The 13792-nt window shown below is 42.2% G+C and carries 3 protein-coding genes, 2 pseudogenes and 2 CRISPR repeat arrays (1 of these 7 only partly in view); of the genes and pseudogenes, 3 read left to right on the top strand and 2 right to left on the bottom strand.

Translation table 11 applies throughout. The features are described 5' to 3' along the window. Positions 1-27 precede the first annotated feature (27 nt). Both cas2 and cas4 read left to right on the top strand, forming a co-directional pair. The gene (gene cas2, locus ACZ5QV_RS02880) at positions 28-306 is read left to right on the top strand and encodes a CRISPR-associated endonuclease Cas2 (RefSeq protein WP_464601138.1); all 279 of its coding nucleotides are present in this window, start codon (positions 28-30) and stop codon (positions 304-306) included. Positions 307-313: 7 nt separating this feature from the next. Further along, positions 314-931 (top strand): CRISPR-associated protein Cas4, encoded by a 618-nt coding sequence (gene cas4, locus ACZ5QV_RS02875; protein ID WP_464601137.1) that lies wholly within the window; start codon positions 314-316, stop codon positions 929-931. A 126-nt stretch (positions 932-1057) separates the two neighbouring features. After that, a CRISPR array of direct repeats spans positions 1058-3050; the repeat unit is 37 nt; unit sequence GTCCGCGGGCAAGATCCACTAAAACAAGGATTGAAAC. A gap of 123 nt (positions 3051-3173) precedes the next feature. Here the strand turns inward: cas4 and ACZ5QV_RS02870 are convergent. After that, positions 3174-4019 (bottom strand): annotated as a pseudogene (locus tag ACZ5QV_RS02870) (IS1634 family transposase); the annotation flags it as partial. Positions 4020-4133: 114 nt separating this feature from the next. On the opposite strand from ACZ5QV_RS02870, the gene ACZ5QV_RS02865 reads away from it, so the two are divergent. Then, a complete protein-coding gene (locus ACZ5QV_RS02865; RefSeq protein WP_464600267.1) occupies positions 4134-5906 on the top strand; it encodes an IS1634 family transposase in 1773 nt (590 codons plus the stop codon). Between the two features lie 196 nt (positions 5907-6102). Here the strand turns inward: ACZ5QV_RS02865 and ACZ5QV_RS02860 are convergent. Beyond that, positions 6103-6939 (bottom strand): annotated as a pseudogene (locus ACZ5QV_RS02860) (IS1634 family transposase); the annotation flags it as partial. 182 nt (positions 6940-7121) lie between these two features. Beyond that, positions 7122-13792: a CRISPR direct-repeat array (repeat unit 37 nt; unit sequence GTCCGCGGGCAAGATCCACTAAAACAAGGATTGAAAC) (it continues 571 nt past the right edge of the window).

Genomic DNA, 13792 nt, shown 5'->3' with positions numbered 1-13792 from the left:
ATTGGAGGAGATAATCTGCTCGTCTGGGTGATATACGACATCACGGAAAACAAGCCTCGTAAGAAGGTAAGCGACCGCTGCAAAAACTATGGACTTTACAGGGTTCAGAAAAGTGTGTTTTTAGGAGACCTGAACTCCAATGACAGGGACTCTTTAGCCGTTGAATGCGAAGAACTTGTTGACACCGAACGAGATTCTGTGTATATTTTCCCAATGGATGAACAATCATTTAGCAAAGTCCAGCTAATTGGGCAGGCTTTTGACAAAGATCTCGTCAGTGATGAAATCATTACTAAATTTTTCTGAGGAAGTTATGCAGCCCACCGAGAAAGTTCAAAAAGAAAATAATGAAAAAATAATTATCACGATTTCAGATGTACTTGAATATCTTTTCTGCCCTCGCTTCACATTTTTTATGTATTGTCTCGACATCCCGCAGCACGAAGAAAAACGCTTCAAGGTCCTGAAAGGTCGGGATGTACACGAAACCCGACAACTCACTAACAGAGATTATACAAGAAAAAAGTTAAACTGTATAAGAAAAGAGAGTGAAGTATTTATAGCCTCCAAAAGCAACCACATAAAAGGCATCGTTGATGAAATCCTTTTTCTCGAAGACGGAACCGCAGCACCCCTGGAATACAAGTTTGCGGAGTATAAAGAAAAGATCTTCAAAACGTATAAAAACCAGTTAATTTTACAGGCACTTCTGATCCGAGAGAATTATAATATAGAGGTAAATCGTGCATACATCTGCTTTACCCGGAGCAACAACCTGGTCAAAGAAATTGATATCAAACCATCTGATTTTGACAAATCCCTGAAAATAGTACAGGAAGTGCTGGACGTTATGCAAAAGGGCATGTATCCAAAGGCGACAAGATCCTCAAGAAAGTGTATAGATTGCTGTTATAGAAATATCTGTGTTTGATGCTATTTTTGACGTCGATTTTCTTCCCTTTATAAAGGGTTTGATAAAAAAGCAACAAGAATTTGGGTGCCAAAAAAGAAGGTTTAATATACCTTATTTTCCTAAATAGGGGTAGAAAGTTGCAGTGTCCGCGGGCAAGATCCACTAAAACAAGGATTGAAACCGATTTCCCCCACGATAAAAAGAGCTGAACCACCATGTCCGCGGGCAAGATCCACTAAAACAAGGATTGAAACCCGGATAATAACCGGGTTGCGTTGCAGATTATCCCCGTCCGCGGGCAAGATCCACTAAAACAAGGATTGAAACCCATATATAGCCTTATAGTCATTTTTGGAAAAGTCCGCGGGCAAGATCCACTAAAACAAGGATTGAAACAAAGTCACCGTTTGGAGGTTGCTCGTCTCAGCTATGTCCGCGGGCAAGATCCACTAAAACAAGGATTGAAACCTAATGATTCTTTCCTTCCTTTCTCAAAGAGCAGGAGTCCGCGGGCAAGATCCACTAAAACAAGGATTGAAACTAGAGCTCAATGAGGGAATTGATAGATGACAGGATTTGTCCGCGGGCAAGATCCACTAAAACAAGGATTGAAACTTAAAAAAAGTACGGGGCGGCGGGCTCTACCACAAGTCCGCGGGCAAGATCCACTAAAACAAGGATTGAAACACCTGCGCTTTGTGATCCCGGATGACATATCTAATAGTCCGCGGGCAAGATCCACTAAAACAAGGATTGAAACCTTCTTTGAGCCAGTGGTCCAGGTCGCTCAGGTGTCCGCGGGCAAGATCCACTAAAACAAGGATTGAAACCAAATTGACAAAGACACACTTGACGAACTCCTGGCCTAGTCCGCGGGCAAGATCCACTAAAACAAGGATTGAAACATAAAGAATATTGGAGCCCCGGCCCTGTTTGCGGCCTGTCCGCGGGCAAGATCCACTAAAACAAGGATTGAAACTCTCAAACACCGGGAGTATGTTTACCTCTCCGGCGTCCGCGGGCAAGATCCACTAAAACAAGGATTGAAACTTTCGTTGTCAACCAGGCACACTTCCTTTTCAAGTTGTCCGCGGGCAAGATCCACTAAAACAAGGATTGAAACTTTTCAGAATCTCTTTTCTTGCCACATCGTCAGGGCGTCCGCGGGCAAGATCCACTAAAACAAGGATTGAAACTGCACCATTGCCGCAAAGCGTCCTTATACGCCTTGTCCGCGGGCAAGATCCACTAAAACAAGGATTGAAACTCGATAATCATGCTGTTGTTCCCTCCGGCGAATCTGTCCGCGGGCAAGATCCACTAAAACAAGGATTGAAACGTGACCATGCCAAGAGCATTGCCTTTGATCATACGGAGTCCGCGGGCAAGATCCACTAAAACAAGGATTGAAACATCCCATGTGTGCGGCTGTGTTTCATTATGATGTCGGTCCGCGGGCAAGATCCACTAAAACAAGGATTGAAACCTGTGACGGCAGTTGTAAGAATTTGGGCGAGTTGTCCGCGGGCAAGATCCACTAAAACAAGGATTGAAACTTATATAGTCGCAGCCCGGACAACTCAGCCCGCACTGTCCGCGGGCAAGATCCACTAAAACAAGGATTGAAACTAATCCACTTCTTCAAAGTTGAGGGTCTGGGAGGGTCCGCGGGCAAGATCCACTAAAACAAGGATTGAAACTCCAGGCCGTCGTCTGCTGTCTGGTCGGAGTGATCCAGTCCGCGGGCAAGATCCACTAAAACAAGGATTGAAACTTCCAATTGCTGCCGAGTAGCATAGCGCACCTCAACGTCCGCGGGCAAGATCCACTAAAACAAGGATTGAAACTCCTCCCTTAGCTTAGCAGTATCCGGCAATTGAAGTCCGCGGGCAAGATCCACTAAAACAAGGATTGAAACACGAAGATAAACATTATTGTAAAAACTGTAAAAGGTCCGCGGGCAAGATCCACTAAAACAAGGATTGAAACTAAATTACTTCAAGGGTTGGGCTTAGTAGGTTGAATGGTCCGCGGGCAAGATCCACTAAAACAAGGATTGAAACATAATGAGCGCTTCCTTATCAGGGCTTAGTCTGCATTGTCCGCGGGCAAGATCCACTAAAACAAGGATTGAAACACCAAAGGCGGGCGCAGGGGGGAACGAGACTTTGACTTTACTTTCAAAGATGCATGTTTTTCCGTTATCAAGCGGCTTTGTTTGTGTGGGCCTAAGGAATGAATAATCCTACTGATGACGTTTTTATTGGGGTGGCAGGTAATTACCCAAGTTCAAGAAAGAAAATAATGATGCTTGCTTTGTACTCATCTCTTCCAGAATAATATTACACTTATTTGATTCTTTATCCTGGATAACTGCCAGCCTAATTTCGGACAAATTTTCAATTAGTCTTCTCATAGAAAGACCATATCTCTTTGTCTCCCAGGCTAAATATCTGTAGAAAAGTAAGCCAATTATAGACAGAAATACGTGAACTTTGATATTTTCATCTTTGTGGTGGTACACCGGTCCCACAGGGACAAGCAGGTGATCATTCAATAGCTTAAAATCATCCTCTATAGCGCCTTTATTGTTGTATGTTTGCACAATTTTTTTAGTGTGCCAACGGTGCTTATCTGTAAATAGTATATTTTTTCCTAATGAATTTTCGCGCTTATTTTTATTCTCTTCGTCAATCCAGAACTTTAACTGAGGTTTTTTCTTACCTTCAGGAGCATCAGTAATTTCATATTTCACCATACTTCTGTATTTTTTGATAATAATGTCTGCAACCTCTTTTTCTACACTGCTCCTGTTTCTTGCTTTTCCTCTGTTGCTTTCCAGTCTCCTCTGTAGGTCTTCCAGATTCTCAGTTATTTTTGACATATTTGACTCACAAGTTCTTTTTTGAAGTTTGTGAGTTCCTTCATTGAAAGTAATTACTGTTGTAAATTCTGTCCCGTAAAACTGATGCTTTGTCCGATAGCCATAAATTTTGTGGCCTTCTGAGCTTTCATATAAAAATTGATATTTAGATAATGGCACTTCAAGAAGATCATCTGCCTGATTTGCTTTTACAGCCCCTACAAAATTCACTCGTATTTCGACCCCACCCTTCAATAAAACATAATTTCTTTTTTAAATAAGTATTTTGAGCTCCCCTTCATAACAATTTATTAAATAAGAAACGATTTTTATAAAACGTGATTGATATATATTCACATGATGAATAAATCACTTCCACTTCTTAATAAAATACAAGCGATATCTTCTATGGAAGTGGACTACAACTGTAATAACATTTCAAAACACTTGAATGCAAATGAATTTCCACAGACAAAAACGACCCCATTTACAGTTATGGCCTCCAAAAATTATTTGGATAAAATGAATTTTGAATCCATTATCAATGACAATATTCGATGGGATCAAGATCAGTGGAGAATTTCTCCAGGAACACTTGCATTGAGTATAGTGTTAACTCCTTTTTTTCGAACAGATAAACGATATCCTTTGTGCAGTGTCGAAGAAATTGTTGAATTCATGGATTCTAAACTCGTTTTTGGTAAGGAATATCCCAATTTTTACTTCAATGATGATTGTTTAGGCTTGCTGTTGGATCGAATTCACGAAGCAGGGTGTTCTAGCCTTTTCAGCATGATTGTATTGCAAACTTTTGTAAAATTCAAAATTCCTTTTGATAATGTATTTCATGCGGATACTACTTCCCACGTTTGCTATGGGGATTATAAGGCATGTGAACAGGAAAATTATGAAGGCCTGAAAGTCACTTACGGCCATAGCAAAGCTCATCGTTCTGATAAAAAACAAATAATGAGTGGTATGATCACAGATTCTTCAGGATTTCCTCTTTATACAGAAGCACTTGATGGAAATACTGCTGACATTGTTTGGATCCCAAATGCAATACGCAATTTTAGAAAATTCTTTGGTAAAATGTGTGATGAATCAATATTCATAGCAGATTGTAAGCTGATCAGTAAAAACAATTTTAAAATTCTTTATGATAAAACAAATCCAATCACTTTTATTTCCAGGTGTCCAGAAAAATTCAGTGCAAGACTTGCAGAAAAGACAATAAATGAAGCTTATTCTCAGAATAAATGGAAATACATAGGGGCCTGCTGTGAAGATGAAGAATCAAAAAGAGCAATGGAGTATGAAGCACAGAGTTTTAATAAAATTGCTCATGAAAAAGAGTGTCGTGTGATTGTTTATAGGGACATCGGTGACAATGAAAAGATAGTTTATGAGATTAAAAAACAAAGGGAAATAATTGAAGCAGATATAAAGAAGAATTTTAAAGACCCTTATTCCTGTGAACCAGATGCACAGAAAGAAATTGATGAGTTCATTAAAAAATATAAAAACTCATTATTCAATATCAAATTCGAAATCCAGGAAGAAACAATTATAAAAAGACCAAGGGGAAGGCCATCAAAGAGTCAAGAAATATTTGAAATCATCAGTAAATTCCATGTAAAACTCAAAAGCCTTGAACAAAACAAAGAAAAAGTGGAAAAACGCAAGCGATCATTGGAAACGGTAGTACTGATTACAAATGTTCTACCCAAAACAAAAAATGATAAAAAAATCTTTCAGTTATATAAAGGTCAATATGTCGTTGAGACTAATTTTGAAGAATTGAAAAAACCTTCTATGTTTTACAGTATATTTCTGAAAAAACCAGAGCGTATTGAAGCATTGCTGATGCTGCTGCATGTTTCCTTGTTAGTAAGGGTACTTATGAGGATTATTGCAAGAAATAATTTGAAAACCGAAAAAGACCCTCTTCGTATCGATTTTGGCAGGAATATCCTGAAAAATCCTACCGCTGAAAAATTATTGAGGTTACTTTCCTTTCATAATGTTATCACTATGGGTGGGAAACATATAGTTTTTGCAAAAAACGGTAAAGTCGATCACTTGCAAAAGTTGCTACGGCTATTGGGATTGAATCTTGAACCTGGATGATCTTATTAAATCAAAAGGGATAAAAGGTTAAACCTAAGTAAACTTGTAGCGGTAGCTATACGTTTTTTGCTGACAATTTGGTTAATGAAGGACGAAAATATAACTATTTTGATAAGTTGAACTACTGGATTAACCAGAAAGTATGGTTATTGGATCAATATTAAGTGGAAAAATCAAGGGTGGGTCGAAATGTAAGATTCATCTTTGAAGTTGCTTTTTCAATGTTGTCCTTTGAATTGTTTCCCTTATCAAAAACAAGAACAAGGTCTTCCGAACAAATATTCAATTCGGTTAGACGGTTTACTATTTTGTCAACCAGACCTGAAAATTCCTCTGAATCATGCACATTTCCTGGATATGTCTCGTGAATAAAAGGTAAGTTGTAATCATTAGCAGCCAGCGCTACAGATACCTGATTTTTGTCTTTACGATGCTTTTTGTTATACCCTTTATGAAGCAATTCACTTTTTTCATCATAATTGGTAGCATAAGTGAACCAGTTTGATTCATCCACAAACAGTACTGAAGGGGTTAGTCCTTTTTCGATGAGAACTCGGCACAAATCGTCTTCAATATTTTTCATTGTGTCGGAATCAATGTAATTCATATGATTCAAAAAATTCTGACAATTTAATTTATGAGGGAATTTCCACTTAAAAGATAAGGCCGATTTTTTGAACCATTCCCCAATACCGTTTTCACTTAAAACTCCATGAGATTTCCCCACTATATCAAGTAAAAGATACTCTCCGACACTTAAACCATCGATTGATTTTTTCATAGTGTGCTTGTTCACTATGTCAACGAATCCAAGCTCTTCATTCACATGAAGAAGTGCGGCAAGTTTGCCGTACTCAAAAGATTTCAGTTTCATGTAGGGCAATGATTCACTCTGTTTTTTCATTTCAAATATTTTTTCGGCATTGCCTAAATATATCTGAAATATAGTTTTCACTTTTCCATCAATTCTGCCAGTTTTAATAATATACCAGTATTTTTTACCGTTGATTATTTTCTGTTTTAAAAAAACCATGATATAAATTTAGGTTCTACGTATATAAAGATATTTCTTCAAAAAACAGATACAATAGGCTTTTTAAATGTAATTTAGAACTTAGGCCTTACAAATATTTTTTTTAACGGATCTTCCTTGCCACTGATTTTTGTGGCAAATCAAGGCAAAAATAGCTCTTCTTTGAAAGCTGAGTTTGATCTGTCCGCGGGCAAGATCCACTAAAACAAGGATTGAAACCGTTGGGGGCGGTTTAATGCCCTCTCTTCAGACACGTCCGCGGGCAAGATCCACTAAAACAAGGATTGAAACTTGATATTATGCATTCTCCAAAATTAAGGGATCAGTCCGCGGGCAAGATCCACTAAAACAAGGATTGAAACTTACTATACCTTTCCTTCTCGGCTTCTCTGGGGGGATGTCCGCGGGCAAGATCCACTAAAACAAGGATTGAAACTTAAGAGCTCTCCGGCATACTCAGCAAATAAAACATGTCCGCGGGCAAGATCCACTAAAACAAGGATTGAAACCCTGCAAGGTCCAGGCTTCAAGCTCAGGAGATCTTCGTCCGCGGGCAAGATCCACTAAAACAAGGATTGAAACAAAGACGGGTCCTTATAATAGATTTCCCTAACCAATTGTCCGCGGGCAAGATCCACTAAAACAAGGATTGAAACAGGTCCACTTTTGCGGGATGTGAACAGCAAATGTCCGCGGGCAAGATCCACTAAAACAAGGATTGAAACATGGAAGGGATGATTGAGCTTTCCGGGCCTGTTGGTCCGCGGGCAAGATCCACTAAAACAAGGATTGAAACTCTGCTGGTTTGTGCAGTCTACAACCGAACTAGAACCGTTGTCCGCGGGCAAGATCCACTAAAACAAGGATTGAAACTACCTCTACTTCGGCCTTGGTACATTAATTTTCTAAGTCCGCGGGCAAGATCCACTAAAACAAGGATTGAAACTCAGAAATAGCGGGCTGGTCTGGTTTCCCTGGTTGCTGTCCGCGGGCAAGATCCACTAAAACAAGGATTGAAACCATGTAGATTTAGACAAGCATGATGTAAACATTCCAGTCCGCGGGCAAGATCCACTAAAACAAGGATTGAAACTAACGCTCGTCCGAGCATCATTTGGAGCATTAACCGTCCGCGGGCAAGATCCACTAAAACAAGGATTGAAACTTTTGTGTTCACTCATGATTATACTTCCTTATAAAGTCCGCGGGCAAGATCCACTAAAACAAGGATTGAAACATTTGCTACGAGGGGGCGAAGGAATGAGCGGAGAAATGTCCGCGGGCAAGATCCACTAAAACAAGGATTGAAACTTTGATTTTCTACGCTTGATACTTTTCCTTCCGCATGTCCGCGGGCAAGATCCACTAAAACAAGGATTGAAACTCTCAGTCTCAACTCGGGGCATCTGTATGCTTCAGGTCCGCGGGCAAGATCCACTAAAACAAGGATTGAAACACCCAGAGAGCTTTGCAAAGTGTATATCTAAATTCAAGTCCGCGGGCAAGATCCACTAAAACAAGGATTGAAACTTCGGTTCTGCTCTTCTGGATTCTCACAGGTTATCATGTCCGCGGGCAAGATCCACTAAAACAAGGATTGAAACTGTTCGGTATCTCAGAGTATCACTTCGAGAACTTGCGAGTCCGCGGGCAAGATCCACTAAAACAAGGATTGAAACTTTTTCTCATCCTGCGCCTTCCCTTAGGGCTACCGTGTCCGCGGGCAAGATCCACTAAAACAAGGATTGAAACGTCGGTCCGATTGCACCGGCTGACCACACTGATCCGTGTCCGCGGGCAAGATCCACTAAAACAAGGATTGAAACCCGGTGTTCGTCAGGAGGATGGCTTCCCCCAGCCCCTGTCCGCGGGCAAGATCCACTAAAACAAGGATTGAAACTAAATATAATATGCTTTTACTTCGTTTTTGCACTCTGTCCGCGGGCAAGATCCACTAAAACAAGGATTGAAACATTCCACATCTTGCCCCGCATATGTCGCAGTAGTAGTCCGCGGGCAAGATCCACTAAAACAAGGATTGAAACATAGATCTTCCAGGCTTGCCCTGAATGGTCCGGGTCCGCGGGCAAGATCCACTAAAACAAGGATTGAAACTTTTCTTCCCCCTTCTCCCCCTTCATCCTAAGCAGTCCGCGGGCAAGATCCACTAAAACAAGGATTGAAACAAATTAATAAGGGTGTGAAATAATGAGCAGAACTGTCCGCGGGCAAGATCCACTAAAACAAGGATTGAAACATACCTGCTGCCATATCCTCAGCCGAAACCCGGCCGAGTCCGCGGGCAAGATCCACTAAAACAAGGATTGAAACTATTTTCGGTGTGCTTGCTGAGCTCGTGTTATTGGGGGTCCGCGGGCAAGATCCACTAAAACAAGGATTGAAACCTTTTATATTCAAAAACAGGGTTAGAAGAAACTATCGTCCGCGGGCAAGATCCACTAAAACAAGGATTGAAACTTTGTCCGTGGATATCTCAACCTATACCCGCGCCATTGTCCGCGGGCAAGATCCACTAAAACAAGGATTGAAACTGTTTTCTCTTGTTTTTGTGGGAATCGTTTTTGAAGTCCGCGGGCAAGATCCACTAAAACAAGGATTGAAACTGTCTGATTGGTTTTCTTCATATCCCAATCTAATCGTCCGCGGGCAAGATCCACTAAAACAAGGATTGAAACCGCTGTCAGGTAGTGCGTCAGCTTCGGGAGCTTCATGTCCGCGGGCAAGATCCACTAAAACAAGGATTGAAACCCGGGTCAACTTCACCGACAAAACAAACAGAAGAACGGTCCGCGGGCAAGATCCACTAAAACAAGGATTGAAACTATGTTGACGTGCCTGAATGGTGTCCGTTAAAGAGTCCGCGGGCAAGATCCACTAAAACAAGGATTGAAACTTGAGAGTAAAGCCGGAAGCTGTCATATAATGAAGTCCGCGGGCAAGATCCACTAAAACAAGGATTGAAACAACAGAAGGACTGAAAGTTCATTACTTTTCAGAGTCCGCGGGCAAGATCCACTAAAACAAGGATTGAAACTCAATTTGGCGAAAACAACCCCGCACAGCCTCGAAGAGTCCGCGGGCAAGATCCACTAAAACAAGGATTGAAACTTTCCTTTCCGCACATCTCACAGTCCCCGTACATTAGTCCGCGGGCAAGATCCACTAAAACAAGGATTGAAACTTCCCGGTTCTATATGGGAAAATGAAGTAAGGGAAAAGTCCGCGGGCAAGATCCACTAAAACAAGGATTGAAACACAATGTTTCTTATTTGGGATACTACAACGTAGTAGTCCGCGGGCAAGATCCACTAAAACAAGGATTGAAACCTTAGCTCCAAACTGCATTCCCGCAATTAATAATAGTCCGCGGGCAAGATCCACTAAAACAAGGATTGAAACCTTACCCAGGGCGCAGCCTCCCAGGCCGTAAGCGTTGTCCGCGGGCAAGATCCACTAAAACAAGGATTGAAACATACTGTGGACCGTGGGCTTATATTCACGCAGTCCCAGTCCGCGGGCAAGATCCACTAAAACAAGGATTGAAACGCAATTGCTAATCTATAAACATATCTAAGAACCTTGTGTCCGCGGGCAAGATCCACTAAAACAAGGATTGAAACATCCCTCTTAATAGTTCGATCCCTTTCTCAATTGTCCGCGGGCAAGATCCACTAAAACAAGGATTGAAACTCGTAAACATCTACCTAACGATAAAATAAGAATGGTCCGCGGGCAAGATCCACTAAAACAAGGATTGAAACAAAAGCCCAACCTGCCCGCGTCACTCCTCCAGGACCCGTCCGCGGGCAAGATCCACTAAAACAAGGATTGAAACGATTAACAATTTAACTTATACTCTAATTTATACTCTGTCCGCGGGCAAGATCCACTAAAACAAGGATTGAAACTTCCAGCGTATAACGGCTTCGCTGGTGCCGATTTTGGTCCGCGGGCAAGATCCACTAAAACAAGGATTGAAACTGGTTACTTTTCTCACAGTAACGCCGCGCCGGTTTGTCCGCGGGCAAGATCCACTAAAACAAGGATTGAAACTCGGCTACATGATTTTTAACGGTTTCAGCGTCATGTCCGCGGGCAAGATCCACTAAAACAAGGATTGAAACCCGTGCAATGCTTGTAAATTGTACATTCGCGCGCAATGTCCGCGGGCAAGATCCACTAAAACAAGGATTGAAACCCTTTTGTTGGGTCTGCGGTACTTGATAAATTAAGAGTCCGCGGGCAAGATCCACTAAAACAAGGATTGAAACATGGAGATGGGTCTAAAATGTTCGAAGTTGGCGCAGGTCCGCGGGCAAGATCCACTAAAACAAGGATTGAAACTTATATAATGGATGTTGTGAGAGTCCAGGTTGACCCGTCCGCGGGCAAGATCCACTAAAACAAGGATTGAAACACGGTTGGGAGCGCACTGCCCCCGAAAAGTATATACTTGTCCGCGGGCAAGATCCACTAAAACAAGGATTGAAACGAGGAGCACCGTAGTATCGGGCGGGAGATCATTAGTCCGCGGGCAAGATCCACTAAAACAAGGATTGAAACAGAGGGCTATATTATAAACAGTGCCACAAACTCACCAGTCCGCGGGCAAGATCCACTAAAACAAGGATTGAAACCAAGGACACTGAGGTATCTGGGGAGATAACAGAACGTCCGCGGGCAAGATCCACTAAAACAAGGATTGAAACCGGTAGTTGGATTAACATCGTGTAACAGTATAACTAGTCCGCGGGCAAGATCCACTAAAACAAGGATTGAAACCCTATCCAACTCTTTGGAACGTATACCCGGCCAGAAGTGTCCGCGGGCAAGATCCACTAAAACAAGGATTGAAACATAAATGACATCTACTGAACAAAAGCCCTATGTTGATGGTCCGCGGGCAAGATCCACTAAAACAAGGATTGAAACAAAACAATCCCGGTAGGTGTCGTGTCTTGGCTTGATATGTCCGCGGGCAAGATCCACTAAAACAAGGATTGAAACTAATAATGCCAAAAGTATTAAATGATATAAGCGTGTGTCCGCGGGCAAGATCCACTAAAACAAGGATTGAAACAGAATTATAGGAACTATATATTTCTTACAAATCTAAGTCCGCAGGCAAGATCCACTAAAACAAGGATTGAAACTGAATTTCTCGAACTCTTCCGCATCTTCTTCGCTGTCCGCGGGCAAGATCCACTAAAACAAGGATTGAAACAATCTATTCATGATTATTCCTCGTGGTTTTCCAGTGTCCGCGGGCAAGATCCACTAAAACAAGGATTGAAACTCGAGTGCTCAAACATAATCAATCAGTCCTAACCGTGTCCGCGGGCAAGATCCACTAAAACAAGGATTGAAACAAACAGACGGTTGCCATATCCTCCGGTGTCCGCACGTCCGCGGGCAAGATCCACTAAAACAAGGATTGAAACTTAAGCGGGAAGTCCCTTCAATCACTTTGTATTGCTGTCCGCGGGCAAGATCCACTAAAACAAGGATTGAAACGAGAACTATTACAAAGCTTCTGAGAGGGGTTGCTGGGTCCGCGGGCAAGATCCACTAAAACAAGGATTGAAACCAAAAACGGCTACCGTTGATCTTACTGCTGGAAATGAGTCCGCGGGCAAGATCCACTAAAACAAGGATTGAAACCATTGATCACAATAAAACACATGAATGGCAGGAGCCGTCCGCGGGCAAGATCCACTAAAACAAGGATTGAAACTATCATTCCCGTTTCTGGAGAAACCGGGGGGAGTGTCGTCCGCGGGCAAGATCCACTAAAACAAGGATTGAAACGTTTCAAATGCCCCTTCTGCTCTTCGAGCAGTCTTGTCCGCGGGCAAGATCCACTAAAACAAGGATTGAAACATATAAGTGTGGTTGATCCATCTGTATAAATTTTCGTCCGCGGGCAAGATCCACTAAAACAAGGATTGAAACTGGTCACGGGCACAATCCCGCTTCCGCCCGACCCAGTCCGCGGGCAAGATCCACTAAAACAAGGATTGAAACCCAAGACCGGAAATGATGTAGATAAAGCAGGGTTTGTCCGCGGGCAAGATCCACTAAAACAAGGATTGAAACCCGAACTCCTGGAGGCGAAATCGTGAGCGGAGAAAGTCCGCGGGCAAGATCCACTAAAACAAGGATTGAAACTTCAGTTTTGTATCAAATAGCTCTTTTTTTGTGCGTTTGTCCGCGGGCAAGATCCACTAAAACAAGGATTGAAACTCGTGAGCTTGGAGACGAGCGCACGCTTGAGTTAGGTCCGCGGGCAAGATCCACTAAAACAAGGATTGAAACTGCATCCATCCTCTACCATCTCTTTCTTCTCGACCTTGTCCGCGGGCAAGATCCACTAAAACAAGGATTGAAACTCTGCCGGGTTGACATCCCCATTTTTATGAGGGTCGCGTCCGCGGGCAAGATCCACTAAAACAAGGATTGAAACTCTGGAATATCCGGGCCGGAAGAGGTTGGGGGAAGTCCGCGGGCAAGATCCACTAAAACAAGGATTGAAACTAGAAGGTTCAACTCTGACGGCTCCCCTAGTCCCGTGTCCGCGGGCAAGATCCACTAAAACAAGGATTGAAACTTATAACATATCATTGAATTTATTGCACTGATCTCGTCCGCGGGCAAGATCCACTAAAACAAGGATTGAAACTAACACGATGGCGTGTATGAAATCAAAAGGATTTTGTCCGCGGGCAAGATCCACTAAAACAAGGATTGAAACTTCGAGTATTTCCCACCCTTCGGAAAATAAATCATGCGTCCGCGGGCAAGATCCACTAAAACAAGGATTGAAACCAAACGT

Source organism: Methanosarcina baltica, assembly GCF_055394095.1.
This window is presented reverse-complemented; position numbering and strand designations above follow the sequence as displayed.

Coding starts and splice junctions, on each gene's coding strand:
- cas4 (WP_464601137.1), top strand. CDS start 314: ATGCAGCCCACCGAGAAAGTTCAAAAAGAAAATAATGAAAAAATAATT.
- ACZ5QV_RS02865 (WP_464600267.1), top strand. CDS start 4,134: ATGATGAATAAATCACTTCCACTTCTTAATAAAATACAAGCGATATCT.